Annotated in this window: 22 protein-coding genes; 9 read left to right on the plus strand and 13 right to left on the minus strand. The window is 65.2% G+C overall.

Translation table 11 applies throughout. The annotated features are described in order from the left end of the window. Positions 1-15 precede the first annotated feature (15 nt). Positions 16-1,206, minus strand: a complete 1,191-nt coding sequence (locus WA237_RS12100; RefSeq protein ID WP_336097939.1) for a LysM peptidoglycan-binding domain-containing protein — start codon at positions 1,204-1,206, stop codon at positions 16-18. Between the two features lie 104 nt (positions 1,207-1,310). Here WA237_RS12100 and WA237_RS12105 point away from each other — a divergent pair, with 104 nt between their 5' ends. Next, positions 1,311-1,874 (plus strand): TIGR00730 family Rossman fold protein, encoded by a 564-nt coding sequence (locus tag WA237_RS12105; protein ID WP_336097940.1) that lies wholly within the window; start codon positions 1,311-1,313, stop codon positions 1,872-1,874. A 181-nt stretch (positions 1,875-2,055) separates the two neighbouring features. On the opposite strand, the gene WA237_RS12110 is transcribed toward WA237_RS12105, so the two are convergent. The 7 genes from WA237_RS12110 to WA237_RS12140 form a co-directional block, all read right to left on the minus strand. Next, complete coding sequence (locus WA237_RS12110; protein WP_336097942.1) at positions 2,056-2,994, minus strand: HNH endonuclease; 939 nt, start codon at positions 2,992-2,994, stop codon at positions 2,056-2,058. 119 nt (positions 2,995-3,113) lie between these two features. Continuing rightward, positions 3,114-3,713 carry a superoxide dismutase gene (locus WA237_RS12115; RefSeq protein ID WP_286908283.1) on the minus strand — a complete coding sequence of 200 codons (600 nt, stop codon included), beginning with the start codon at positions 3,711-3,713 and terminating at the stop codon, positions 3,114-3,116. Positions 3,714-4,247: 534 nt separating this feature from the next. Next, positions 4,248-4,817 (minus strand): sarcosine oxidase subunit gamma, encoded by a 570-nt coding sequence (locus tag WA237_RS12120; RefSeq protein ID WP_336097944.1) that lies wholly within the window; start codon positions 4,815-4,817, stop codon positions 4,248-4,250. Continuing rightward, positions 4,810-7,821: a sarcosine oxidase subunit alpha family protein gene (locus WA237_RS12125; protein WP_336097945.1), complete on the minus strand. Its 3,012-nt coding sequence runs from the start codon at positions 7,819-7,821 to the stop codon at positions 4,810-4,812. The genes WA237_RS12120 and WA237_RS12125 overlap by 8 nt, the downstream gene beginning before the upstream one ends. Beyond that, positions 7,818-8,147 (minus strand): sarcosine oxidase subunit delta, encoded by a 330-nt coding sequence (locus tag WA237_RS12130; protein ID WP_009813878.1) that lies wholly within the window; start codon positions 8,145-8,147, stop codon positions 7,818-7,820. Before WA237_RS12130 ends, WA237_RS12125 begins: the two co-directional genes overlap by 4 nt. Before the next feature lie 93 nt (positions 8,148-8,240). Next, on the minus strand, positions 8,241-8,516 hold the full coding sequence (locus tag WA237_RS12135; protein ID WP_009813877.1) for a hypothetical protein: 276 nt from the start codon (positions 8,514-8,516) through the stop codon (positions 8,241-8,243). 115 nt (positions 8,517-8,631) lie between these two features. After that, complete coding sequence (locus WA237_RS12140; protein WP_216016221.1) at positions 8,632-9,876, minus strand: sarcosine oxidase subunit beta family protein; 1,245 nt, start codon at positions 9,874-9,876, stop codon at positions 8,632-8,634. Between the two features lie 267 nt (positions 9,877-10,143). On the opposite strand from WA237_RS12140, the gene ccmI reads away from it, so the two are divergent. From ccmI to WA237_RS12155, 3 genes are read left to right on the plus strand one after another with little or no spacing between them, the layout of a single operon-like run. Next, positions 10,144-11,382 carry a c-type cytochrome biogenesis protein CcmI gene (gene ccmI, locus WA237_RS12145; RefSeq protein ID WP_336097948.1) on the plus strand — a complete coding sequence of 413 codons (1,239 nt, stop codon included), beginning with the start codon at positions 10,144-10,146 and terminating at the stop codon, positions 11,380-11,382. Continuing rightward, the gene (ruvX, locus tag WA237_RS12150; RefSeq protein ID WP_009813874.1) at positions 11,379-11,855 is read left to right on the plus strand and encodes a Holliday junction resolvase RuvX; all 477 of its coding nucleotides are present in this window, start codon (positions 11,379-11,381) and stop codon (positions 11,853-11,855) included. The genes ccmI and ruvX overlap by 4 nt, the downstream gene beginning before the upstream one ends. Next, a complete protein-coding gene (locus WA237_RS12155; RefSeq protein ID WP_009813873.1) occupies positions 11,852-12,091 on the plus strand; it encodes a DUF1289 domain-containing protein in 240 nt (79 codons plus the stop codon). Before ruvX ends, WA237_RS12155 begins: the two co-directional genes overlap by 4 nt. Before the next feature lie 33 nt (positions 12,092-12,124). Here the strand turns inward: WA237_RS12155 and WA237_RS12160 are convergent, their stop codons facing one another. From WA237_RS12160 to dusA, 3 genes are all read right to left on the minus strand, one after another. Continuing rightward, positions 12,125-12,919, minus strand: a complete 795-nt coding sequence (locus tag WA237_RS12160; protein ID WP_336097951.1) for a hypothetical protein — start codon at positions 12,917-12,919, stop codon at positions 12,125-12,127. Beyond that, positions 12,913-13,737, minus strand: a complete 825-nt coding sequence (locus WA237_RS12165) for a sulfite exporter TauE/SafE family protein (RefSeq protein ID WP_009813871.1) — start codon at positions 13,735-13,737, stop codon at positions 12,913-12,915. Before WA237_RS12165 ends, WA237_RS12160 begins: the two co-directional genes overlap by 7 nt. A 102-nt stretch (positions 13,738-13,839) precedes the next feature. Then, positions 13,840-14,910, minus strand: a complete 1,071-nt coding sequence (gene dusA, locus WA237_RS12170) for a tRNA dihydrouridine(20/20a) synthase DusA (protein ID WP_442970262.1) — start codon at positions 14,908-14,910, stop codon at positions 13,840-13,842. A 180-nt stretch (positions 14,911-15,090) separates the two neighbouring features. Between dusA and WA237_RS12175 the strand changes: the two genes are divergently transcribed. From WA237_RS12175 to WA237_RS12190, 4 genes are all read left to right on the plus strand, one after another. Further along, positions 15,091-16,917 (plus strand): sensor histidine kinase, encoded by a 1,827-nt coding sequence (locus WA237_RS12175; RefSeq protein ID WP_336097954.1) that lies wholly within the window; start codon positions 15,091-15,093, stop codon positions 16,915-16,917. Further along, positions 16,914-18,254 carry a sigma-54-dependent transcriptional regulator gene (locus tag WA237_RS12180; protein WP_009813868.1) on the plus strand — a complete coding sequence of 447 codons (1,341 nt, stop codon included), beginning with the start codon at positions 16,914-16,916 and terminating at the stop codon, positions 18,252-18,254. Before WA237_RS12175 ends, WA237_RS12180 begins: the two co-directional genes overlap by 4 nt. A gap of 287 nt (positions 18,255-18,541) precedes the next feature. Continuing rightward, entirely contained in the window at positions 18,542-19,534 is a 993-nt protein-coding gene (locus tag WA237_RS12185) for a TAXI family TRAP transporter solute-binding subunit (protein ID WP_009813867.1), read from the plus strand. A 118-nt stretch (positions 19,535-19,652) separates the two neighbouring features. Next, on the plus strand, positions 19,653-21,917 hold the full coding sequence (locus tag WA237_RS12190) for a TRAP transporter permease (RefSeq protein ID WP_336097956.1): 2,265 nt from the start codon (positions 19,653-19,655) through the stop codon (positions 21,915-21,917). Between the two features lie 61 nt (positions 21,918-21,978). On the opposite strand, the gene WA237_RS12195 is transcribed toward WA237_RS12190, so the two are convergent. Further along, entirely contained in the window at positions 21,979-22,629 is a 651-nt protein-coding gene (locus WA237_RS12195) for a TetR family transcriptional regulator C-terminal domain-containing protein (RefSeq protein WP_336097958.1), read from the minus strand. Between the two features lie 146 nt (positions 22,630-22,775). Here WA237_RS12195 and WA237_RS12200 point away from each other — a divergent pair, with 146 nt between their 5' ends. Next, positions 22,776-24,167, plus strand: coding sequence for an aminotransferase (locus tag WA237_RS12200; protein ID WP_336097959.1), 1,392 nt, complete (start codon positions 22,776-22,778; stop codon positions 24,165-24,167). Here WA237_RS12200 and WA237_RS12205 read toward each other — a convergent pair whose 3' ends face one another. Then, a complete protein-coding gene (locus WA237_RS12205; RefSeq protein ID WP_336098107.1) occupies positions 24,168-24,677 on the minus strand; it encodes a DUF2478 domain-containing protein in 510 nt (169 codons plus the stop codon). Between the last annotated feature and the right edge of the window lie 9 nt (positions 24,678-24,686).

Genomic DNA, 24,686 nt, shown 5'->3' on the forward strand with positions numbered 1-24,686 from the left:
CGTGGCGGCAAAGGGTTATTCTGGCAGGGAAAAGACCTGACCGGGGTAGATCAGATCAGGGTTGCGGATGCGGTCGCGATTGGCCTCGAAGACGCGGACATAAAGGATGCCCTCGCCATAGGTTTCGCGCGAGATGGCCCAGAGGCTCGCCCCCGGTTGCACGGTGACGATGCGGGCGCGGGCGGTGGGATCGGCGGCCAGCGCCTCGCGGGCGGCGAGCACCTCGTCATCTTCGCGGCGGAACGGGGTTTCGACCCGCGAGGTGACGGTGCCATCGGCGTTCACCTCGTCGACCCGCAGCGTATACAGCCCGGTGTCGACCTGCGGCAGCGCGCTGCGCCAGCGGCCGGCCTCGGTGATCCGCGAGGTGGTGATGGGCTGATTGTCGAGATAGACCCGCACGAAGCCATCGCCCGCGGCGCGGCCCGAAAGCGCCACATCGCCGGTGTCGTCATAGGTGATCGCGTCGAGCGCGACGCGGCTTTGCACCTCGGGGGCGGGATCGCCGCCTTGCAGGACGCTGACCCCCTCGGCATCGGCCATGAGCACGGTCTGGGGCGCGGGTTGTGCTTGTGGTTGTGCCGCTTCCGGCTGGGCCGTCTCAGGCTCGGCCGGGGCCTCTGTCTGGGGGCTGCCATTATCGGTGTCGGGCAGCGTTTCGGGGAGCGTGCCCTCGGGCAGATCGAGCGCGGCGATCGACGGGGTTTCCGGCGTCTCGAGCGGGGCGGAGGTCACGGTCATGCTTGGCGCGATGATCACCTCTTGCGGGGCGCGGATCACCGGGCCGTCGCTGCCTTGGGTCATCTTGAGCGACAGGATGCGCGGCTGATCATGGGCAGAAATCGTCACGAATTCAGCGAATTGGCCTTTGCCGTCGAGGGTCGCCTGATGCAGGTCTTCGCCCTCCAGCGTGATGATCACCTGCCAGCCCAGCGTGCCCTTGCCCGCGACCACGGCGCTGCCGTCGGGGTCGAGGCGGAAGAGGCTGATTTCCGGGGCGGGCGGCAATTGCGGCGCCTGTTCGGCGGGCGGGGTTTCGACCGGCTGGGCGGCGGTCTGCGTGGGTGTCGGCGGGGCGTCCGTCACTGCCCAGCGATCGGGGATCACCCCGGCCAGAAAGAGCAGCACGGCCACCAAGCCTGCCGCCACCAGACCGCCCAGAGCCATCATGGCCGGGCTGTCTCCCATCCCCAGTGTCTTTTTCATCTCGACCCTTCCGTCGTCCCGCGCTTGTCCTGCGCAGTTGCCGGAGCATAGCAACGGCGCTATCACGGGTCAAAACAACAGTTTATCCAAGCGAGGCCCCCGGTATGACCCCTTTGTCCGTCTGTGTCTTTTGCGGCTCGAAAACCGGGGGAAACCCGGCCTATGCGGAGGCGGCGGAAACGCTGGGCCGGACGCTTGCGGCTGAGGGCTGGCGGCTGGTCTACGGGGCGGGAGATATCGGGCTCATGGGGCTTGTCGCGCGGGCCAATCAGCAGGCGGGCGGCAATAATTTTGGCGTTATTCCCCAACACCTTATGGATCTCGAGGCGGGCAAGCGCGACCTCAATGCGCTGGTCATCACCGAGACGATGCATGAGCGCAAGAAGGTGATGTTTTCCAACTCGCATGCGATCGTCTTGCTGCCCGGTGGGGCGGGGTCGCTCGACGAGTTTTTCGAGGTGCTAACCTGGGCGCAGATCGGGCTGCATGGGCGGCCGATTTTCGTGGTGAATACCGACGGCTACTGGACGCCGCTGCTCGGGTTGATCGATCATGTGGTGGCCGAGGGCTTTGCCCATGAGAGCGTCCGCGATCTGTTCCAGACGGTGCCGGACATCGCCGCACTGACCGAGGCGTTGCGGCCGCTGGCGGCGGAGCTCAAGAGTTGAAACCTCCCGAAAATGCCACGTCGGTATTGCGTCGGTAAAACGACAGCAAAGCGACAGTGGGGGATTTGAGGGGGTGTAGCCGCCCCAATACCTCCCCTATGAAAAAACCGCCCGAGGCCGAGGGGGCATCGGGCGGCTGATCTGGTGGAACATTCAGTCGATTGCAACCGGGGTGACGCGCTTAGAAGCCTTGAGCTTTTTTGAACTCATCGACAGGCTGCCAAGGCCGCACCTTGTGAATGGCCCGATGGCAGTTGGGGCACAACATTCGCAATTCCTCGAGCCTGGTCTCTCCCGTATGCGCAAGAGACCCCAATGGGACATCATGATGCGCTTCAATGATGCTGTTTTCCCAGTTCCCATTCTTGAAGAATGCACTGGGGTCAAAGTCGCAGATTTCACAGTGCAGCGAACCGTTCAACTTCTGAAACCGTTCCTTCGCGCGCTTGACCAAATTCGTGTTCCGTTCCCTTGAGCGATGGAACCGCTCTACGAGCGCCCCCTCTGGAAAAGTCTCTTCAGTGTTCGACACCTCGACCCCACCCAATCGAGCAAGGCTTCTGAGGTTGTTATATATCTCTTCATCAATCTTCAGGAGCTGGTAGCGTTTGCTCTTCACATCCCAAGTGGCCTTTGGGATCAATTGCTCTTCGGGCAATATGACGAGTTGATCGGGCTCGACGGCGACGCTGTAATTGCGTAGTTCGATTTCCATTATCTTGGCGGTCAACTCATCAACGCCCAACCCGGCGAATTCGCCACCGAGTTCACCTTGGTCATCCAGCGCCTTGAGCTCTTTCGCGCGACGTTCCCAGATGCGATCCGAGAGATTAGACACCCCGTAACGCACGTTTTCAGCAAAACCGATTAGGGCGTGCCCAATGTCCGTTCTAACGCCAAGAGCGATGTTGAAGGTTTGCTCCCGGTCTTTTTGCGCAGGACCTTGACGGAGGTACAGGTGAAGCTTGCCATCCTCCCAGATGTCACGGGCGAAGTTCCAATCTTCATGTCCATATCCGTTTTCGCCTACATAATCGGCACTTTTTCCCAATCGACCACCGTGCGGCCTAGTCCATCGGTCCTGGTTTTCGGCCATGCGATGGTAACGAAACTGAGGCATGAAACCCTCCTGAAATAGATGCTTAAATCTCAGGAAGCTTAGTCACCACGCGTTGATCATTCAAAATAAAACGCCCGCCATAATGGCGGGCGCTCAGATCTCTCGACTTTTCCGGTCGCTTACATGCGGCTGGCGACGTTTTCCCAGTTCACCAGCTTCTCGAGGAAGTTCTCGAGATAGGCGGGGCGTTTGTTGCGGAAGTCGATGTAGTAGCTGTGCTCCCACACGTCGCAGCCGAGGAGCGCGGTCTGGTTGAAGCAGAGCGGGTTGACGCCGTTTTCGGTCTTGGTGACCTTGAGGCTGCCATCGCTGTCCTTGACGAGCCAGGCCCAGCCCGAGCCGAACTGACCGGCACCGGCGGCGGAGAATTGCTTCTTGAACTCGTCGACCGAGCCAAAGCTGTCGGTCAGGGCTTTTTCAAGCTCGCCGGGCATTTTGCTCTCGCCGGGGCCCATCATCTCCCAGAACTGGTTGTGGTTCCAGAGCTGGCTGATGTTGTTGAAGATGCCATTCTGGGCGACGGCCTTGGGGTCGTAGGTGCCTTTGATGATCTCTTCGAGGCTCTTGCCCTCCCACTCGGTGCCCTTGATGGCGGCGTTGCCATTGGTCACATAGGCGTTGTGGTGCAGGTCGTGGTGATATTCCAGCGTCTCTGCGGACATGCCCTTGGAGGCGAGGGCGTCATGTGCGTAGGGAAGATCGGGAAGTTCGAATGCCATGTCTTGGGCTCCCTTCATCGGTTATGAAAATCGGTCTTCATGCACCTGATTGAGGCCGAACGGCCCAGAGGTCAAGGGGCGCGGCGGGGATTTGCCGGATATGCCGGGGAAAAGCTCGGGCCCGGGGTGTGGTCGGGACGGCGGCTGCCCGTGGGGTGGCGCTGATCGCTTGTGGGCCTGACGGTTTATCGGGCCACGTCACCGTGCAGTGCCATATCGCGCGCCCCTGTCCAAAGCGCCAGCCCGATGGGACGGGCAGGCGCTGGCCCGGCGGCCTATGGCCTTGTTCCGGGCTGGGCGGTCCTCTCACTGACCTGTTTATTGGCGGGAATTCGATCAAGAGACGCGGGGGCTGGGGCCTGCCCGCGGGGTGGCGCGCCATAGGCTGGTGAAAGGCGCTTAATCGCGCCTCCTGCCTCTGCCCTGCCCATCGCACGGGGAGCCCGCAAAAGCGCCAGCCCGATGGGACGGGCAGGCGCTGGCCCGGCGGCCTTCGGCCTTGTTCCGGGCCTTCTTCCGGGCCTTGGGGCTGGATCAGCCGTAGAGGCGCGGTTCGCTGCCGGGGGCGGCGGCGGCGCTCAGCAGATCGAAGGCATATTGCGCCACCGAGCGGAAGCAGATCACCTGCAGCGATTGCCCATCGGGCATCCACATGGCGGCGGCGATCTGGGCCATGCGCGAGCGGCGGAAATCGCCGGGGCAGAAGGCGGCCTCGCTGAAATCCACCGGGCTGAGCTTGGCCATGGCATCGCGGCAGAGCGCGCCTTCGAGGCGGAACATGGCGCGGGCGTCCGAGACGTTGACGGCGAGGAAATGCTCGCCCGCCAGCGCGGTCTCGATCCCGGCGATGATCTCGGCCACCTCGGCATAGGGCACCAGCAGTAACAGCTCGTCCGGCGACATCCATGCGGCGGCGCGGTCGCCTTCGGTGACGATCTGGCGCTGGCCGGGCACGGTGGTGCCGGTGGCGGTTTGCACCGCCGCCGCCAGCTTGGCCGAGGCGAGATCGCCGCGCAGGGTGATCATGCCTTGCAGGCCCATTTCACGAAGCTTGACGAAGCCCTCGTAGCGGGCGCCGGGGAGGGCGCTTTTGGCATCAGACATTCTGCTTTTCTCCGTCCTTGTCGTAGAAGACCGGGTCGACGACCCGGGCCTGAACCACCGTGCCATCGACCTTGGGGAAGTCGATCACTTCGCCCATGCGGTCGGGGCCGTGGCGCAGGAGGCCCATGGCGATGCCGCGGTCGAGCGTCGGCGAATAATAGGTCGAGGTGACGCGGCCCTGCACCTTGCGCTGGCCGTTCTCGTTGACGCCCTCCTCGGTGGCATAGGCGCCATCGGGCAGCACCGAGCCGTCGAGCGTTTCCAGACCCACCAGTTTCCAGCGGGTCGGATCGGCCATATGGCTCCGCTCCTGGGCGCGTTTGCCGAGATAGTCCTCTTTCTTCTTCGAGATCGCCCATTGCATGTTGAGATCCTGCGGGATCACCGTGCCGTCGGTCTCGTCGCCGATCATGATAAAGCCCTTTTCGGCCCGCATCACATGCAGCCCTTCGGTGCCGTAGGGCATGACGTCATGCTTGGCGCCGACCTCCATCAGACGATCCCAGAGCGCCCGGCCATGGCCTGCGGCGACCGCGATCTCATAGCTCAGCTCGCCCGAGAAGGAGATCCGATAGGCGCGCGCCGGGATGCCGTCGAGCGTGATGTCGGACCAGCCCATGAAGGGCAGGGTTTCGGCGCTGATGTCATCCTCGGTCAGCTCGGCCAGCACATTGCGGGCCTCGGGGCCGACGACGGCGATCTGGGCATATTGCTCGGTCACGTTGGCGGTATAGACTTTCCAGTCCCACCATTCGCACTGCAGCCAGTCTTCCATATGGCCGTGGATCGATTCTGCGCCGCCGGTGGTGGTGTGGCACAGGAACGTGTCCTCGTCGATGCGGGCGACAACGCCGTCATCCATGAGAAAGCCGTTCTCGTTGCACATCAGACCATAGCGGCATTTGCCCGGTTTCAGCGTCGACATCATGTTGGTGTAGAGCATGTCGAGGAATTTCCCGGCATCGGGGCCCTTGACGATGATCTTGCCCAGTGTCGAGGCGTCGAGCAGGCCGAGCCGCGCGCGGGTCTGGCGGATCTCGCGGCTGACGGCGGCGTGATTGTCTTCGCCCGACCGGGTGAAGCAATAGGGCCGACGCCATTGACCAACCGGTTCATAGACCGCGCCATTGTCATCATGCCAGCCCTGAATGGGCGTGCGGCGGATCGGCTGGAACAGCTCGTCGCGTGCCTCGCCCGCGATGGCCGAGAGCGAGATCGGCGTATAGGGCGGGCGGAAGGTGGTGGTGCCGGTCTGCGGGATCGGCTGATTGAGCGCGTCCGACAGGATGGCGAGCCCGTTGATATTGCTGAGCTTGCCCTGATCGGTGGCCATGCCGAGCGTGGTGTAACGCTTGGCGTGTTCGACGGATTCAAAGCCTTCGCGGGCGGCGAGCTGCACGTCCGAGACCTTTACGTCGTTCTGGTAATCGAGCCAGGATTTCATCCGCAGCTTGATCGGCGCGCCTTGCGGCATCATCCAGACCGGTTCGATCGCGGCCTCAGCGGGGCTGTCGCCTTTGGGGGCGTCGGAGGCAGAGGCTTTGAGGCCCAGACGGCGGGCCGCTTCGCGCCCGGCCTCATGACCATCGGCGAGCGCCCCGGCGAGGGACAATTCGCCATTGGCGGTGCCTGCGGCGATGACGAATGCCTCGCCCTTGGCACCGGTGGGGGCGTTATCCACATCAGGGCGGAAATGCGCCTGTGCGGTATCCCACACCAGCTTGCCGCCGCAATGGGACCAGAGGTGCACCACCGGCGACCAGCCGCCGGACATGGCGACCGCGTCGCAGGCGATCTCTTCGATCTCGGCGCCTTCGCCGGCCTGGTTGCAGAGGCTGACGCCGGTGACGCGTTTGCCGCCCTTGACCTTGGCCACGCCCTTGCCGGTCTCGACCCGGATGCCGAGGCCGCGCGCCTCATCAGCGAGCGCACCGCCGCCCGCGCTGCGGGCGTCGATGATGGCGGGCACGTCGAGGCCCAGTTTCTTAAGGGTGATGGCGGTCAGGTAAGCGTCGTCATTATTGGTCACGACAACGGTGCGGTCGCCGGCGGAAACCCCGTAATTCACAGCATAATCGCGCACGGCAGAGGCCAGCATGACGCCGGGAATGTCGTTTCCGGCAAAGCTCAGCGGGCGTTCGATGGCGCCGGTGGCGGTGATGATCTGACCGGCGCGGATGCGCCAGAGACGGTGGCGCGGACCGGGGGCCGAGGGCTGATGATCGGTGACGCGTTCATAGCCCAGAACATAGCCGTGATCGTAAACGCCGGCGCCCATCATGCGGTTGCGCAGCGTGACATTCGGCATGTCGCGCAGGGCCGCCAGAGTTTCGTCCACGAAGTTATCCACAGGCTGGCCGTTGACGGTGCCGCCATCGACCGGCGCGCGGCCGCCCCAATGGGCGGTCTGTTCCATCACCAGCACCTTGGCGCCCGCCTCGGCGGCGCTGCGCGCGGCCTGCAGACCGGCGACGCCGCCGCCGATCACCACAACGTCAAAGAAGGCGTAGAGATGTTCGTAACGGTCTTCGTCGCGCTCAGTGGGTGCCTTGCCGAGACCCGCCGAGCGGCGGATGAAGGGCTCGTACACATGTTTCCAGAGCGGCCGGGGATGGATGAACATCTTGTAATAGAAGCCCGCCGGCAGGAAGCGGCCCAGTTTCGAGTTCACCGCGCCGATGTCAAACTCGAGGCTCGGCCAGTGGTTCTGGCTGGTGCAGCTCAGCCCGTTGAAGAGCTCGGTGGTGGTGGCGCGCTGGTTCGGCTCGAACTTGTTGCCGGTGCCGAGGCCGACGAGGGCGTTGGGCTCTTCGCCGCCGCTGGCGACGATGCCGCGCGGCCGGTGATATTTGAACGAGCGGCCGATCAGCATCTGATCATTGGCCAGCAGTGCCGAGGCCAGCGTATCGCCTTCAAAGCCGCGCAGACGCTTGCCGTTGAAGGTGAATTCCATCGCGCGGCCCTTGTTCAGGAGGCGGCCGCCCTGTGCCAGACGTGTGCTCATGAGAACTCTCTCCAGCTCCAACCCGGCCGTTTTGCCGAGATCTTGTCTTTGATGTCTTGCGGGGGTTCGGTGGTCTGGGCGCTATAGGTGCCATAGACCTCGAGTGTCATCGTATCGCGGGCGGCGAGAAACCATTTGCCGCAGCCATTGGCATGGCGCCAGCGTTCGAGATGCACGCCCTTGGGGTTTTCCTTGGTGAAGAGGTAATCGTGGAATTCGGCATCCGACGAGCCGGGGCCGAAACGCTTGAGATGCGCCTCGCCGCCGGCGTGAAATTCGGTTTCCTCGCCCGACACGCCGCAGCACGGACAGTCCAGGATCAGCATGTGACACTCTCCTTCAGGGGGGCACCGCACGCGAAAAGGGCGGACGCCGGAAGGCGCCGCCCTGATCGCAAAAACGGTACTGTAGATAGGTTGTTATTCGCTGGGCGTGACAGCTTCGCCCGCGGATTCGGCAGCTTCGCCGGTGGATTCGGCAGCGTCGCTTGCCGCGTCGCCGACGGATTGCGCGGCTTCGCCAGCGCCTTCGACCGAGATGTTGACGTCTTGCGCCCCATCGAGGTCAGAGCCACCGTAGAAAAGCCAGACAACGACGAGCACTGCGACGACAAGGCCGCCGACGACGAAGGCAATGAAGCCATTGTTGCTGGTCGTGGTGTGGTTGTGTTCCGTGTGGTCGGTATGGTCAGACATGATGCGCCTCCAGAAGTGGGTGTATTCAGCGCCTCAACGCCATCCCCCCGCTTCTGGTTCCATGGGCCTGACAGCCCGGCGGCAGCCTGCCGCCTATGCCGGATCAGGGCCTGCATCAGTGCGCCACCCCGGCGGCCACGCTTTCGTCGATAAAGCGGCCCTGGTGGAAGCGGTCGAGACCGAATTCCGCGGTGAGCGGCGAATGGCCCTTGGCCATCAGTTCGGCAAAGCCCCAGCCCGAGCCGGGGATCGCCTTGAAGCCGCCGGTGCCCCAGCCGCAGTTGATGAAGATGCCCTCGACCGGGGCCTTGCCGATGATCGGCGAGCGGTCGCCGGTGACATCGACGATGCCGCCCCATTGCCGCAGCATCTTGAGCCGGGCGATCATCGGGAAGGTTTCGATCAGCGCACGCACGGTTTCCTCGGCGTGGTGGAAGCTGCCGCGTTGGGTGTAGTTGTTGAAGCCGTCTGTGCCGCCGCCGATGACCATCTCGCCCTTGTCGGATTGCGACATGTAGCCATGCACGGTGTTGGCCATGACGACGCAATCCATGCAGGGCTTGATCGGCTCGGACACCAGCGCCTGCAGCGCCACGGATTCGACCGGCAGACGGAAGCCCGCCATGCCCGCCACATGGCCCGCGTTGCCCGCGACCACCATGCCCAGCTTGTCACAGTCGATGGGGCCGCGCGAGGTGTCGACGCCGACCACCTTGCCGCCCTCTTGGCGGACGCCGGTGACTTCGCATTTCTGGATGATATGCATGCCCATGTCGGAACAGGCGCGGGCATAGCCCCAGGCCACCGCATCGTGACGCGCGGTGCCGCCGCGGGCCTGCCACAGCCCGCCGAGCACCGGGTAGCGCGGCCCGCTGAGATTGATGATCGGCACGATTTCCTTGACGCGGGCGGGGCTGATGAACTCGGTCTTGACGCCTTGCAGCGCGTTGGCATGGGCGGTGCGCTGATAGCCGCGCACCTCGTGTTCGGTCTGGGCCAGCATGATCACGCCGCGCGGGGAGAACATCACGTTGTAGTTCAGGTCCTGGCTCATCGTCTCGTAGAGCGAGCGGGCCTTTTCATAGATCGCCGCCGAGGCATCCTGCAGGTAGTTGGAGCGGATGATCGTCGTGTTGCGGCCGGTGTTGCCGCCGCCGAGCCAGCCCTTTTCGATCACCGCCACATTGGTGATGCCGAAATTCTTGCCAAGGTAATAGGCGGTGGCGAGGCCATGCCCGCCCGCGCCGATGATGATCACGTCGTATTTCTTCTTGGGCTCGGGCGAGGCCCAGGCGCGTTCCCAGCCCATGTGATAGTTCAGCGCTTCACGGGCGACGGCAAAGGCGGAATAACGTTTCATGATCACTTCCGGGGTTGTGGCAGAATCGGGCCGCAAGGCGGCATGGGCCCTTGTGCGGCATTCTGCCCGAGGACCACATCGGCAGTGCGACATGCAATGCCCAATTTCCGACGTGGGTGCATTTTCCGGGCGCTTGCCCGCCCCTGCCCTCGCGCCGCGAAGATGCGGCTGTCCCGCTGCGGCCAAGCGGCGCGGCGCGGTCAAACCCCTTTCGCCGCGCCGTGACAGAGGTTAGATGCACAGAGAGCTAAGGAGAGTGGCAGGTTTATGGGCTTTTGGGCGTTCTGGATCATCTCGGTCGGGCTGGCGGCGCTGGCGGCACTTGTGCTGATGCGGGCGCTCCTGCGCGGGCGGATCGGTGACGAGGCCCCGGCGGCCTATGATCTGCGGGTCTATCGCGATCAGTTGCGGGGCGTCGACCGCGATCTCGAACGCGGGGTGCTGACCGAGACCGAGGCGGCCCGGCTGCGCACCGAAGTGTCGCGCCGCATTCTGACCGCCGATGCGCAATTGAAGGCGCAAGGCCCGGCGGGCGATCAGCCCAAGGGGCCGAGCCGGGTGCTGGCCGGGGTCTTGGTGCTCGGGCTGGTGGGGGGTGCTGCGGCGCTCTACATGCTGCTTGGCGCGCCGGGCTATGGCGATCTGCCGCTGTCGGACCGGCTGGCCGCGTCCGAGCGGATGCGGGCCAACCTGCCGACGCAGGCCGAGCTTGAGGCGGCGCAGGCCGAGACGCCACAGACCGATCCGCAGGTGGCGGGCGATTTTCTGGCGTTGATGGAGAAGCTGCGCGAAGCGGTGGCCAGCAATCCCGATGATCTGCAGGGGCTTGGCCTCTTGGCGCGCAACGAGGCGCGGCTTGGCAATTTTGCGGCGGCGCGGGCGGCGCAGGCGCGGATTGTCGAGATCAAGGGCGAGGCGGCGACGGGGCGCGATCATGCGCTTCTGGCCGATCTGATGATTTCGGCGGCGGGCGGCACGGTGTCGGGCGAGGCCGAGGCGGCGCTGCGGGCGGCGCTGCGGCGGGAGCCGGGCGAAGAGACCGCGCTCTATTACCTTGGGCTTTATTATCTGCAGGTGGACCGGGCCGATGCGACGTTGCGGATCTGGGACGGGCTGCTGCGGACGAGCGCGCCGGATGCGCCCTGGCTGCCCCCGATCCGGGCGATGATCCCCGAGGTCGCGGCGCGGGCCGGCGTGCGCTATGACCTGCCCGAGAGCCCGGCGCTGCCGGGGCCAAATGCCGATGACATTGCCGCCGCAGAAGACATGAGCGCCGAGGATCGCGCCGCCTTTGTGCGCGGCATGGTCGGGCAATTGTCTGAACGGCTGGCCTCACGGGGCGGCACGCCGCAGGAATGGGCGCGGCTCATCACGGCGCTGGGCGTTCTGGGCGAGAGCGACCGCGCCCGCGCCATCGCGCAAGAGGCGCGCGAGGTCTTTGCCGGCAATGCGCAGGCGATTGACCTGATCGACGGGGCCGCGAGCCAAGCCGGGGTGGCAGAATGATCCATGATGCATTTGAGAGCTTTGCCGAGGGCCTGCCCGCGATGGGCGCGCTGATGGGGCTCGATCTCGGGACCAAGACCGTGGGGGTCGCCGTGTCCGACGGGATGCGCGGGGTGGCGACGCCTCTTGAGACCGTGAAGCGGCAGAAATTCACCCTCGATGCGGCGCGTCTGCAAGAGCTTATCGCGGCGCGCAGCGTGGTTGGCGTGGTGCTCGGTCTGCCGCGCAATATGGACGGCTCTGAAGGCCCACGCTGCCAGTCGACCCGCGCCTTTGCCCGGAATTTTGCGCAACTCACCGATCTGCCCATCGGGTTCTGGGATGAGCGTCTGTCGACCGTGGCGGCGGAAAGGGCGCTTTTGGAGGCGGATACGTCGCGAAAGCGTCGCGCAGAGGTGATCGACCATGTCGCCGCCTCCTATATCCTGCAAGGGGCGCTCGATCGGTTGCGCCATATCGGGAGGTCATTGTGAGTAAGGATCAGGTCTGGACCCGAGACGAGATCGAATCGCCCTGTGTGCGGGTCTGTGTCGTGCATCCCGAGGCGCGGATTTGCACCGGCTGTTTGCGGTCGATCGACGAGATCCGCGAATGGTCGCGGATGACGCCGGATCAGCGGCGCGAGATCATGGCGGAATTGCCCGACCGGGGCACGATGCTGCGCAAGCGGCGCGGCGGACGGGCGGCGCGGCTCAAGCGCGACGGCTGAGGCGGTTTTAGCGCAGAGGTTTAAGAGGTGGGCTCAGGGCGCGGTGAGCCAGCTGTCCTGGGTCACATCTTCGAATTCAGGACGGAAATAGGCGATCATGCGCCCGGTCTCTTCGGCCTCGGCGCACTCGGCCCAGGGCGCGACCCCGTGCAGCGCCAGCCGGTGCACCAAGGTCGCCATACCGGGGCTGGCGGGCAGTTCCACCCTTGTGCAGCGGTCGAACACCTCGCGGCGGGCGGCCTGATAGGCGTCGGTCAAATCGACGCTGGCCCAATCCTCAGGCGCGGTGCCCGAGAGCGCCTCGGTCAGGCTGCGGCGCAGGATGTGATGGCTGCCCTCCCAGACGACCAGCGGGCTTGCGCCGTGATCTGCGTGGCTCAGCGGCAGGCCAAGGATATAGGCGTGGCGTTCCAGCAGGTGGCGGCGGCGGTCAGGGCCTTGGGCGTGGAGCCCGTCGACATGGGCCGCGTCGCGGTCGCGGCGGTAGCGCAGGGCGGCGTCGCTCTCGCCCGCGCGGGGGCGGGGGTAGCCGGGATAGGTGATCGACACCTGCCCGGCATGGAGCGGCAGCGCGCCATAGGTCGCGCGAGCCGCCTCATAGGCTGCCCCAGCGAGCGGCGGGCCGTCGGGCAGCGCGCCATCCCTGTCATTCAGCAGCGTATCGACGCCCACGAACCAGGTGCCTTCGCAATCGAGCCAAGCCTCGCGATGGGCGGCGTCAGTGGCAATGCGGTCGAGGGCGGCGGCGCGGGCGTGTTCGGCCCAGCGGGCCACCGCGTCCTCGGCCGGGAAGAGCGCCCAGCCCGTCTCGGCCAGCGCCTCTACCATCCCATCGACTTGCGCAGCATGTTGAGCGCCACGAGGGTGAGAAAGACCGCAAAGACCCGTTTGAGCGGCTTCGGGTCCATGGCATGGGCGAGCTTGACCCCCCAGGGCGCGGTGATCAGCGTCATGGCGATGACCACGACAAAGGCCACGAGATTGACCGCGCCAAGGGTGAAGGGCGGGCGATGCGCCGGGTCGATCTCGAGCAGCAGAAAGCCCAGCACCGAGGGCACGGCGATCAGGATGCCAAAGCCTGCGGCGGTGGCCACGGCGCGGTGAATGGGGCGGCCATAGAGGCTCATCAGCGGGACGCCAAAGCTGCCACCGCCGATGCCCATGAGCACCGAGAGAAAGCCAAGGATGGGCGACAGGATCATGCGCGTCACGCCTTGCGGCATCTCCGGGGCGAGCCGCCAATGGGCGCGGCCCAGCCCCATGTAGAGGCCGACGGTGATGCCGAGAATGCCAAAGATGCCGGTGAGCGTGGCCGAGCGCAGCCCCGAGGCCACCCAGACCCCGATCAGTGCGCCGATGACGATGCCGGGCGCCCAGCCGCGCAGGATGTCCCAGTCGACCGCGCCCTTCTTGTTGTGGCTCAGGACTGAGCGCACCGAAGTCACGATGATCGTGGCGAGCGAGGTGGCGAGACACATCTGCATGAGCTGCGGGCCGTCATAGCCAAGGGTCTGAAACGCATAGTAGAAGGCCGGGACCAGAACGATGCCGCCGCCGACGCCCAAAAGCCCGGCCAGCACGCCGGCAAAGCCGCCGATGACCATCAGAAGAGCAAGCATCTGCAACAGGAGGGTGGTGTCGGGCATGGCGCGGTCTCCGGGGTTCGTGTCCCGTCCGGTGTACACGCGGCTCGGGCCGGGGAAAAGCGGTGATGCTCGGGTCAGCCCATCCTCTCAGGCGGCGAGATATCAGGCGGCGAGATCGGGGGCGATCTGGGTCAGCGCCTCTTCGACCAGCTCGGGGCCGGCCCCGGGGCGCGACGCGCCCTCGGAGAGCATCCGCCGCCAGGCCCGCGCGCCGGGGCGTCCGGCAAAGAGGCCGAGCATATGGCGGGTGATCTGGTTGAGCCGGCCGCCCGCGGCGAGATGCGCCTCGATATAGGGCAGCATGGACTGCACCGCGTCCTCGGCCGTGCTGTCAGGCCCGTCATGGCCGAAAATGCGACGGTCGGCGGCGCAGAGGATATCGGCGGGCTGATGATAGGCGGCCCGGCCGAGCATGACCCCGTCAAAGCCCTGATCGAGCAGTTCGACCGCGTGATCGAGCGTCGCGATCCCGCCGTTGATCGACAGATGCAGCGACGGAAAGAGCCCGATCATGCGCCGCGCCAGATCGTAATCGAGCGGCGGGATGTCGCGGTTTTCCTTGGGGCTCAGCCCCTTGAGCCAGGCCTTGCGGGCGTGGATGGTAAAGCGCCCTACCCCGGCGGCACCGACGCGCGCGAGAAACTCGGGCAGCACCTCTTCGGGGTCCTGATCGTCGACGCCGATGCGGCATTTCACCGTGACCTCGACATAGGTGGCCGCGATCATCGCAGCGCAGCAGTCGGCCACCCGGCCCGGATCGGTCATCAGCACCGCGCCAAAGGTGCCCGATTGCACCCGGTCCGAGGGGCAGCCGCAGTTGAGATTGATCTCGTCATAGCCCGCCTCGGCCCCGAGCCGCGCCGCCTCGGCCAGTTCCTCGGGGTCCGAGCCGCCAAGCTGCAGCGCCACGGGATGTTCCTCGGGCGCGTGATCGAGCAGATGCATCGCCCCGCCCCGCACCAGCGCCGGGGCCGTCACCATTTCGGTATAAAGCAGCGCCTCACGCGACAAGAGCCGGTGCAGGTAGCGGCAATGCCGGTCGGTCCAATCCATCATCGGGGCGACGGAGAAGCGGGCGTGCCGTTCTACTTTTTTCTGGCGCGGCTCGGTCACGGGGCTGCTTTCTTGGGTCGTCTTGGGGTCAGTGGGCGGGGGTATCGGGGTCCCTAGCATATAACAACCGGGAAAATGACCCTCAATAGGGGGGAGGCGCGGCAAAGCCCCGCCCCGGGCGGGGCCTGCGGCCCGTAAACGCTGGGGGCACGGAGGCTCTGGGCAATTGCCCCGCCGCGCCGCATAATCGGGGCTATGAAAGCCCCGTCGCCGCCCCGATCCGATCACATGCGCCGCGCCATGCGGAACCTGCTGTTGCTGGTTCTGGTGGCGATCGGGCTCAGCCTTGCGGCACTGCCCCGGATCGAGCGGTCGTTTCTGGCCAAGACCAGCGACCGCGAGAGCGCCACTTTGCGGATCGCCACGGAATCTCTGCGCGGGGCGCTGTCGCGGTCCGAAGCGCTGCCGGCGCTGCTGGCCGAACGGCCGATCCTGACGGACCTTTTGCATGATCCGACCAATGTCGGGCTCTTGCCTTTCGTGAATGAACAGCTGCGGCAGACGGCGCTGACGCTCGATCTGGCGGATATCTATGTGATGGACGCCAAGGGGCTTACCATCGCGGCGAGCAACTATCGGCGCGAGGATTCCTTTGTCGGGCGCAGCTTTGCCTTTCGGCCCTATTTCACCGATGCGATGCGCGAGGGGCGTGGGCGGTTTCACGCGCTTGGCCTGACCTCGGGGCAGCGGGGCTATTACTTTGCGGCGCCGATCATCGACGAGACCGAGATCCTCGGGGTGGTGGCGGTGAAGATCCTGTTGCACGGGTTCGAAGAGACCTGGCGCAATGGCGACAACACCATTCTCGTCACCGATCCGAACAATGTGATTTTCCTGTCGGACCGCGAGGATTGGCATTTCAACACGCTGGGGCCGGTGGCGGATGGGGTGCTCGCGGCGATCGATGCGACGCGGCAATATCCGCTCGAACGGATTCGCACGCTCGATGTGGCGCATGAGGCGGTGGCGCCTTCGGTTGATCTGTTGCGCATTCAGACCCGGGAGGGGCCGGAGGAATATCTGTCGAATGTCGGGCTGATTGCGGCGGCGGGCTGGCGGGTCTGGGTGCTTACCCCCACGGGGCCCGCGATTGCGCAGGCGCGGCAGGTTCTGGCGCTGCTCATCCTGCTGAGCCTCTTTGCCGGGCTGGTGGCGGCGCTGTTTCTGCAGCGGCGGGCGCGGGCGCTTGAACAGCAGGCGCAGCAGCGGATCTATCAGGAGACGCTCATCGACCGGGTGGCGGAGCGGACCGCCGATCTCAACGCCGCGAACCGGCAGCTCTTGCAGGAGGTGGACGAGCGGCGCGCCACCGAGGATCAGCTGCGCCGGACGCAGAGCGAGCTGGTGCAGGCCGGGAAGCTGGCAGCGCTCGGCCAGATGTCGGCGGGGCTCAGCCATGAGTTCAACCAGCCGCTGGCGGCGGTGAAGGCCTATGCCGAGAACGCGCTCACCCTGATGGAGAGGGGGCGGCAGGAAGAGGCGCGCAGCAATATGGGGCTGATCCTGCAGATGGCCGACCGGATGGCGGCGATCTCGCGGCATCTGCGCAATTTCGCCCGGCGGCCGCAGGAAAAGATCGGGCCGGTGCCGCTTATCCCGGTGCTCGAGGATGTGCTGTCGCTGATGGACAACCGGATCAAGGCGGCCGAGGCGCGGATCACCATCGACCGGCCCGAGGGCGATATTTTCGTGATGGGCGGGCAGGTGCGGCTGCAACAGGTGCTGGTCAATCTGCTGGCCAATGCGCTCGACGCGATGGAGACGCAGCCCGCCCCCGAGATCGGCATTCGGGTGGCCGGGCTGGACAGCGGGCGCTGGATCGTCGAGGTTCGCGACCATGGCGAGGGGCTTACCGACGACACGATGGCGCAATTGTTCGATCCGTTTTTCACCACCAAGAGCCCGGGCAAGGGGCTCGGGCTTGGGCTGTCGATTTCCTATAATATCGTGCGCGATTTCGGCGGCACGCTGAGCGCGCGCAACCATCCCGAGGGCGGCGCAATCTTTGCCGTCGAGCTCGATGATGCAGGGGATCGGGTGGCCGAGGACGAGGTGGCGGCGCAATGAGACCGGAAACCATCCTTTTCGTCGATGACGAGGATCATCTGCGGCTGGCGGCGGCGCAGAGCCTGCAGCTCGAAGATCTCGATGTGGCCTGTTTCGCGGATGCGAGCGAGGCGCTGTCGCATGTGGCGCGGGATTTTCCGGGCATTCTGGTGACGGATATCCGGATGCCGGGGATGGATGGGCTCGAGCTCATGGCGCGAGCGCTGGAGATCGATTCCGCCATTCCGGTGATCCTCGTCACCGGTCATGGCGATGTCGATCTGGCGGTGCAATCGATGCGCGACGGGGCCTATGATTTTCTCGAAAAGCCCTATTCGCCGACGCGGCTGGTGTCCTCGGTGCGGCGCGCGCTGGAACAGCGGCGGCTGACGCTGGAGAACCGGGCGCTGCGGCGGCAGGTGGGGCGGCGGGACGTGATCGAGGCGCGGCTTACGGGTCGGTCCGATGCGATGGTGCGGCTGCGCCAGCATATCCGCGCCATTGCCGGCACCGAGGCGGATGTTCTCATCGAAGGCGCGACCGGCACCGGCAAGGAGGTCGCGGCGCGGGCGCTGCACCGGGCCTCGGCGCGGTCGGAAAAGCCGTTCGTCCATATCAACTGTGCCGCCCTGCCCGCCGATCTCATCGAGCGCGAGCTGTTCGGCCACGAGGCGGGGGCCTTTCCCGGCGCGATGCGGGCGCGGGCGGGCCGGTTTGAGCATGCGCGCGGCGGGACCGTGTTTCTCGACGAGATCGAGAGCATGGCGCAGCCGATGCAGGCCAAGCTTTTGCATGCGATCCAGAACCGGACGATCACGCGGCTCGGCTCGAACGAGCCGGTGACGCTCGACGTGCGCTTTGTCGCGGCGAGCAAGCAGGACCTCAGGGCGGCGGCGGCGGAGGGGACGTTTCGGCCCGATCTTCTCTATCGGCTCAATGTGGTGACGCTGCGCATTCCCGATCTGACCGAGCGGCGCGAGGATGTGCCCAAGCTCTTTACCACGCTCGTGGCCGAGGCCGCCGCGCGGTATAAACTTGCGGTGCCGGATATTCCCGGCGCGGTGCTCAACGCGGTGGCGGCGCGGCCCTGGCCCGGCAATGTGCGCGAGCTGCGCAATGCGGCGGATCGGTTCGCGCTTGGGCTCGATCTCGACATCGGGCCGGCGGCGGATCAGCCGGAGGCGACGCTGGCCGAGCGGGTGGCGGCGCATGAAAAGGCGCTTATCGCGGCGAGCCTGACGGCGCATGGCGGCAGTCTCAAGGAGACCTATGAGGCGCTCGGCCTGTCGCGCAAGGCGCTCTATGAGAAGATGCAGAAATACGGGCTGTCGCGAGAGGCGTTTATCGCCGAAGGCTAGGCCCCGGCCTCCCGTTTGCGTCCCGTTTGCGGTCAGTTTTCGGGCAGTTTCAGGATCAATCCCGGGCCTACTCTGCGTGATTTCAGGCCCAAATCCAGCGCGATGTACCGTCAGGGGGACATGGCACAGAGGCGCATGTCCCCTTTCCCACCCATGCCGCCGATTAAATCAGCGCCCCGGCCAAAAAACGGGCGCGCCCACGTTGCATTGGCGCGGCGAGGCTTAACAATACGGCCCCACATGGGAGACCGGCACAATGCCGGTGAGACATTTGGAGGAGACCTATTATGAAACTCGGCAAAATTACTGCGTTTGCCCTGACCACGGCGCTGGGCACGACGAGCGTTTTCGCGGCAGGTGACGAGGATCGCACCGGCTGGCCCGAGAGCTTTACCGTTGGCACGGCAAGCCAGGGTGGCACCTATTTCGCCTATGGTTCGGGCTGGGCCAACCTTGTGGCGGATGAGCTCGGCATCACTGGCGGCGGCGAAGTCACCGGCGGCCCGATGCAGAACATGGCGCTGGTGCACACCGGCGAGGCACAGTTCGGCATGACCACCATGGGCCCGGCGGCGGAATCGCTGGCAGGGACCAACCCGATTGCCCCCGGTCTGCAGATGACCAATGCCTGTGCCATGTTCCCGATGTATCAGACGCCCTTTAGCGTGACCGCGCTAGCCTCGTCGGGCATCGAAAGCATCGCGGATATCCCGGATGGGGCGCGGATCGGCTTTGGTCCGGCGGGCTCGACCTCGGACACCTATTTCCCGCGCATGATGGAAGAGCTGGGCGTCAAGTTCGAGCGTCGCAATGGCGGCTGGTCCGACCTTGGCGGGCAGCTTCAGGACGGTCTTCTCGACGTGATCGCCTTTGCCGCCGGTGTGCCGGTGCCCGCGGTCAGCCAGCTCGAAGTGCAGACGGATGTGAACATCATCGAGTTCACCGAAGAGGAACAGGCCAAGATCATGGAGGCCTTCCCGGTGTCGGCCTTTGAAATCAAGGCGGATACCTACACCACGCTGGAAGCGCCGGCGCGGTCGGTGTCGATGTGGAACTTCACCATCGCCAATTGCGACCTGCCCGAGAGCTTTGTCTATGCGGTCGTGGACACGGTCATGTCGGACAACGAGCGGATGCAGGGCATCCACCGTGCCGCCGCATCGACCCTGCCCGAGAACTGGGACAAGAACAAAGTCATGATGTGGCACCCCGGTGCAGCAAAATGGTTCGTTGAGAATGCCGGTGCGGACATCCCCGCCGACAAGATCTTCAGCAAGTAAACCGTCACCGGCCTGAAGGCCTGACAGTAGTGCCGCGCCCCCTAAGACCCGGGCGCGGCATTTTTCCAAGTGGGCGCTGCACCCGTGCTATGATGCGGGACGCAGAGCGGAGGGGACAATGACACAAGCACAAGAAACCGCCGACCAGGTCGTCCTGGCAGAGGGCGTCGATGAGGAACCGGTCGAGCGCAATCGCCGCCTGTTCACCCGTAAATCCTATCTTTTCGTGGCCGCCATCGCCACGCTCTATGCGCTGACCCATATGATCGCGCTCAACGGCGTGTCGATCCGTGACTGGACCGGGATCAACATTCCCCTGCTGCCGACCTTTCCGATGGAGACGTGGAATTTCCGCATCGTCCACGTGTCGGGCGCGCTGGCGCTGGGCTTTCTTCTCTTTGCGGCGCGGCTCTTCCCCGATACCGAGCGGCCCGAGACGCGGATGTTGTCGCTGGCCGGGCTAGGCCTGATCCTGCCGGCGCTGGTGGCGGGCTATATGGCGCTCAGCTTTGCGGTCAAGATCAACTCGGGCACCTTGCCGCAGATGGGCGGGCTCAGCACCTGGGCCGCGTTTCCGGGCACCGAGATCTACAACCAGGAGGTCACCTGGTTCGGCATTCCGCTTTTGATCGCCACTTTCGGCGCGATTGTGCTCGGCTGGTTCGAGAACACCCATCGTCACCGGTTTGCGGCCTCGGATATCGTGCTGGCGATCTGTGCCGTGGTGGTCGCGCTCTACCTGCTGCCGGTCTATTCGACGGCGGCGCGCAATTCGGTCGGGACGAGCTTTGTGCCTATCGGCGTGGCCTTTGCCGCGACCGCAGGCTCGGCGATGATCCTCGAGCTGACCCGCCGGGTGGCGGGGCTGGCGCTGGTGATCATCACCGGCGTGTTCCTCGCCTATACGTTCACCGCGCATCTGCTGCCCGGTATTCTGGCGGTGCAGACGCCCTATGACTGGAAACGCTTTTTTGGCTTTGTCTATACCGATGCCGGTATTCTCGGGCCGACGACGGCGGTGTCCTCGACCTATATCATCCTCTTCATCATCTTCGCGGCCTTCCTGCAGGCGTCGAAAGTGGGCGATTACTTTGTGAACTTTGCCTTTGCCGCCGCAGGGCGGGCGCGCGGTGGTCCGGCCAAGGTGGCGATCTTTGCCTCCGGTCTCATGGGGATGATCAACGGCACCTCGGCGGGCAATGTGGTGGCGACCGGGTCGCTGACCATCCCGCTGATGAAGAAGGTGGGATATCACAAGAAAACCGCCGGCGCGATCGAGGCCGCGGCCTCGACCGGGGGCCAGATCATGCCGCCGATCATGGGGGCGGGTGCCTTCATCATGGCCGAGATCACCGGCATTCCCTATACCGACATCGCCCTTGCGGCGGTGATCCCGGCGATCCTCTACTTTGCGTCGATCTATTTCATGGTCGATCTCGAGGCGGCCAAGCTCGGGATGCGGGGGATGCGCGAGGACGAGCTGCCGAAGCTGCACAAGCTCATCCGGCAGGTCTATCTCTTTATCCCGATCATCATCCTGATCGTGGCGCTGTTCCTGGGCTATTCGGTGATCCGGGCCGGGACGCTGGCCACCGTGGCGGCCGCCGTGGTGTCCTGGCTCACCCCGAACCGGATGGGGATCAAGTCGATCCTCAAGGCGTTCGAGCTCGCCGGTGTGATGTCGATCCAGATCATCACGGTCTGTGCCTGTGCCGGTATCATCGTCGGTGTCATCAGCCTCACCGGGGTGGGCGCGCGGTTCTCGTCGCTGCTGCTCGGGTTGGCGGAGGCAAGCCAGCTTCTGGCGCTGTTCTTTGCCATGTGTATCGCCATCCTTCTCGGCATGGGGATGCCGACCACGGCGGCCTATGCGGTGGCGGCCTCGGTCGTGGCGCCGGGTCTGGTGCAGCTCGGCATTCCGCAGCTCACGGCGCATTTCTTTGTGTTCTACTTTGCCGTGGTCTCAGCGATCACACCGCCTGTGGCGCTCGCCAGTTATGCGGCGGCGGGGATATCCGGATCGAACCCGATGGAGACCTCGGTCGCCTCGTTCAAGATCGGGATTTCCGCCTTCGTGGTGCCGTTCATGTTCTTCTACAACTCGGCCATCTTGATGGATGGGTCGTGGATCGAGATCGGCCGCGCCGCGATCACCGCCACCTTTGGCGTGTTCCTGCTGTCCTCGGGCGTGCAGGGCTGGTTCATGGGAGGCCGCGTGGCGTGGTTCCTGCGGCTCGGGCTGATTGCTACGGCGCTCTTCATGATCGAGGGCGGGCTGATTTCCGACCTGATCGGCATTGCCGGGGCGGTGGGGATCTACCTGATCCAGAAGGTGCTGCGCCCTGCCCCCGATGCCGGGTTCGACGTGCGCGGCGCGGATTAACCGCCCCGCACCCTAAACCAAGCGAAGGCCGTCCCTCGGGGCGGCCTTTTGCATGGGCGGATCAGGCGTCAGTGATCTGTCCCGAGATGCGTTCGGGAAAGAACCGCGCCAAGAGGTCCCAGGCCAGTTGCGCCGAGGCGTCGCGGTCGAAATCCTGCGGGTAGAGGTGGAAATCGGCCCAGAACCCTTCGAGCGCGGCCATCAGCAGCGTCGCGGCGCGGCGGCCATCATCCGGCCCGCGCCCGGTGGCCTCGGCGAGGTCCACACAGAGCCCGGTGACGATGGAGGTGATCGGCTCTTCGCGGGTGGTGATGTAGGAGAGATATTCGTCGCGCGGCTTGGCCTCGGCCCGGAAGGCGAACCACAGCGTCACGTGACGCTCGTTGAGCACCTCGGGGCTGAAATCGGCCCGGATCAGCGCCCGCAGCCGCGACACCGGATCGTCGCCCGCCGCCGCGAGCGCGCGCTGCCAGCGGCCGGTATAGGCGGCGGACATATCGCGGATCGCGGCCTCGAGAAGGCGCTCCTTGCTGTCGAATCGGGCGTTGATCATGCCGCGCGACAGGCCGGAAAACTCTTGGATCCGGGCAATCGTCGCGCCGCGAACCCCATAGGCGCAGATCGCGTCCTGCGCCGCCTCGATCAGCTTGCGGGCGTGACGTTCGCGGGAAATTTCCCGTGCGGTCAACGTCTTGTCCGTCTCCTGATCCATGCGACCCGTGCCCCTTTGACTGATAAGCCTCTCAGATGTGCCACAGGGGGCGGAGCTGCTCAACTGTTGACTTTGAATGAACGTCCGTTCATTTTGTGATGAATATTACAACACCCAGCCTGAGACACACGCCAAAGGACGCCCCGATGACCCTGCATGACAACACCGCCGGCCCGGCCCGCGATTGGGACAATGCGCATTTCCTGCACCCTTGGGAGGGGATGGAGAGCATTGGCGACAACGCCCGCACCTTTGCCGAGACCGCGCGCGGCATCCATGTCACCAGCGAAAGCGGTGCCGAGCTTCTCGATGGGCCGGCGGGGATGTGGTGCATGCAGCTCGGCTATGGCAATCACGAGATCGCCGAGGCGATGGCCGATCAGGCGCGGCAGCTCGCCTATTTCTCGCCCTTCAACAACAGCAATTCCACCGCCGCGCGGCTGGCGCATGAGATTGCCCAGCGCACGCCCGGCGATCTCAACCGGGTGCTGTTTACCACCGGCGGATCGACGGCGGTGGACAGCGCGCTGCGCTTTGTCTGGTTTCGCAACAACATCCTCGGCCGGCCCGAGAAGAAGATCATTATCTCGCGGCAAAAGGCCTATCACGGCTCGACCCATCTCGCGGCCTCGGTGAGCGGCAAGGAGCGCGACAAGGGCTGGCTCGACCAAGCGCCGGGGGTGGCGCATTTCCTGCCCAATGTGAACCCGCTCCTGCGCGGCGCAGAGCAGAGCGTCGCGGCGTTTCTCGACGAAAAGATCGCCGATCTGGAGACCGCCATTCTGACCCTCGGGCCGGACAAGGTCGCGGCCTTCATCGCCGAGCCGATCCTCGCCTCGGGCGGGGTGATCGTGCCGCCGGAGGGCTATCACAAGCGCTGCATCGAGATCTGCCGCAAGCATGACGTGCTCTATATCTCGGATGAGGTGGTGACCGGGTTCGGGCGGCTTGGCCATTGGTTCGCCTCCGAAGAGGTGTTCGGCATCACGCCCGACATCATCACCTGCGCCAAGGGGATGACGGCGGGCTATGTGCCGATGGGGGCCTGCATCATTTCGGATGCGCTGATCGACAGCATTTCGGGCGAGGCCTCGAAGGGGGCCACCTTTTCCAACGGGTTCACCTATTCGGGCCATCCGGTCAGCGCCGCCGCCGCGCTCAAGACCATCGAGATCATCGAACGCGATGGTATCCTCGACCATGTCCGCCGGATGACGCCGCTCTTTCAAGAGAGGCTGCGGGCGCTGGGCGATCTCGATCTGGTGGTCGATGCGCGGGGCAAGGGCCTTGTCGGGGCGATCGAATGCAGCCTGCAAAAGGGCAGCGGGGCGGATCTTCTCGAACAGGATTACACCGTGGGGGCGCGGATCGACGCGCGCTGTCAGGAGCTCGGGCTCTTGGTGCGGCCGCTCATCAACATGTGCGTTTTCTCGCCGCCGCTGATCATTCGCGAGGACGAGATCAACGCGATGTTCGACATGCTCGAACAGGGTGTGCGCCGCGCCATGGATGATCTGGCGCGCGAGGGGCTGATGTGATCAGCCCCGCCCGCAGGCGGATTTGACCCAGGCCAGAAGCGTGTCGACATCGGGGGCGAGCTCGGTCGCTTCATGGCCGGAAAACTCGTGAAACGCCTCTGAATTCAGGCGGTTGAGCCCGACCAGAACCGGCACACCACGGGCCAGCGCCTCGGCGATCACCGGGCGAAAGCCGCGCCCGTCGGCCTCGTGCTTGCCAAATTTGTTGACGATGAGCAGGTCGGTGCCCGCTTCGAGATGCTGGCTCACCATGCCGACCGCGGTTTCGAGCGCGGCGGGGTCGAGACGGCAGCCGCGCGCATTGGGGCCAAGGCTCTGCGAGATGCGCACCACCGGTCCATCGGGCAAGAGCCGCACATCCATATCGCAGGGCTCTTCGCCGCCGCGTTCGGTGTTGATCTGCACGGTGCCGCAGGCGCGCAGCCCCTCCTCCGCCAGCCGCTCGGCCAGGCTGGCGAGGAGCAGATCGGTGTCGCCGCGTCCAGAGGCGGCGGTGCAGGCGATGTTCATGGCTGTTTC

The sequence above is a fragment of the Roseovarius sp. CH_XMU1461 genome, assembly GCF_037027165.1.
In the GTDB taxonomy this organism is placed as follows: domain Bacteria; phylum Pseudomonadota; class Alphaproteobacteria; order Rhodobacterales; family Rhodobacteraceae; genus Roseovarius; species Roseovarius nubinhibens.

What these genes read in the sequence shown, in the direction of transcription:
- WA237_RS12100 (WP_336097939.1), bottom strand. Translation starts at nt 1,206, where the DNA reads ATGAAAAAGACACTGGGGATGGGAGACAGCCCGGCCATGATGGCTCTG.
- WA237_RS12105 (WP_336097940.1), top strand. Translation starts at nt 1,311, where the DNA reads ATGACCCCTTTGTCCGTCTGTGTCTTTTGCGGCTCGAAAACCGGGGGA.
- WA237_RS12110 (WP_336097942.1), bottom strand. Translation starts at nt 2,994, where the DNA reads ATGCCTCAGTTTCGTTACCATCGCATGGCCGAAAACCAGGACCGATGG.
- WA237_RS12115 (WP_286908283.1), bottom strand. Translation starts at nt 3,713, where the DNA reads ATGGCATTCGAACTTCCCGATCTTCCCTACGCACATGACGCCCTCGCC.
- WA237_RS12120 (WP_336097944.1), bottom strand. Translation starts at nt 4,817, where the DNA reads ATGTCTGATGCCAAAAGCGCCCTCCCCGGCGCCCGCTACGAGGGCTTC.
- WA237_RS12125 (WP_336097945.1), bottom strand. Translation starts at nt 7,821, where the DNA reads ATGAGCACACGTCTGGCACAGGGCGGCCGCCTCCTGAACAAGGGCCGC.
- WA237_RS12130 (WP_009813878.1), bottom strand. Translation starts at nt 8,147, where the DNA reads ATGCTGATCCTGGACTGTCCGTGCTGCGGCGTGTCGGGCGAGGAAACC.
- WA237_RS12135 (WP_009813877.1), bottom strand. Translation starts at nt 8,516, where the DNA reads ATGTCTGACCATACCGACCACACGGAACACAACCACACCACGACCAGC.
- WA237_RS12140 (WP_216016221.1), bottom strand. Translation starts at nt 9,876, where the DNA reads ATGAAACGTTATTCCGCCTTTGCCGTCGCCCGTGAAGCGCTGAACTAT.
- ccmI (WP_336097948.1), top strand. Translation starts at nt 10,144, where the DNA reads ATGGGCTTTTGGGCGTTCTGGATCATCTCGGTCGGGCTGGCGGCGCTG.
- ruvX (WP_009813874.1), top strand. Translation starts at nt 11,379, where the DNA reads ATGATCCATGATGCATTTGAGAGCTTTGCCGAGGGCCTGCCCGCGATG.
- WA237_RS12160 (WP_336097951.1), bottom strand. Translation starts at nt 12,919, where the DNA reads ATGGTAGAGGCGCTGGCCGAGACGGGCTGGGCGCTCTTCCCGGCCGAG.
- WA237_RS12165 (WP_009813871.1), bottom strand. Translation starts at nt 13,737, where the DNA reads ATGCCCGACACCACCCTCCTGTTGCAGATGCTTGCTCTTCTGATGGTC.
- dusA (WP_442970262.1), bottom strand. Translation starts at nt 14,910, where the DNA reads ATGCTAGGGACCCCGATACCCCCGCCCACTGACCCCAAGACGACCCAA.
- WA237_RS12175 (WP_336097954.1), top strand. Translation starts at nt 15,091, where the DNA reads ATGCGGAACCTGCTGTTGCTGGTTCTGGTGGCGATCGGGCTCAGCCTT.
- WA237_RS12180 (WP_009813868.1), top strand. Translation starts at nt 16,914, where the DNA reads ATGAGACCGGAAACCATCCTTTTCGTCGATGACGAGGATCATCTGCGG.
- WA237_RS12185 (WP_009813867.1), top strand. Translation starts at nt 18,542, where the DNA reads ATGAAACTCGGCAAAATTACTGCGTTTGCCCTGACCACGGCGCTGGGC.
- WA237_RS12190 (WP_336097956.1), top strand. Translation starts at nt 19,653, where the DNA reads ATGACACAAGCACAAGAAACCGCCGACCAGGTCGTCCTGGCAGAGGGC.
- WA237_RS12195 (WP_336097958.1), bottom strand. Translation starts at nt 22,629, where the DNA reads ATGGATCAGGAGACGGACAAGACGTTGACCGCACGGGAAATTTCCCGC.
- WA237_RS12200 (WP_336097959.1), top strand. Translation starts at nt 22,776, where the DNA reads ATGACCCTGCATGACAACACCGCCGGCCCGGCCCGCGATTGGGACAAT.
- WA237_RS12205 (WP_336098107.1), bottom strand. Translation starts at nt 24,677, where the DNA reads ATGAACATCGCCTGCACCGCCGCCTCTGGACGCGGCGACACCGATCTG.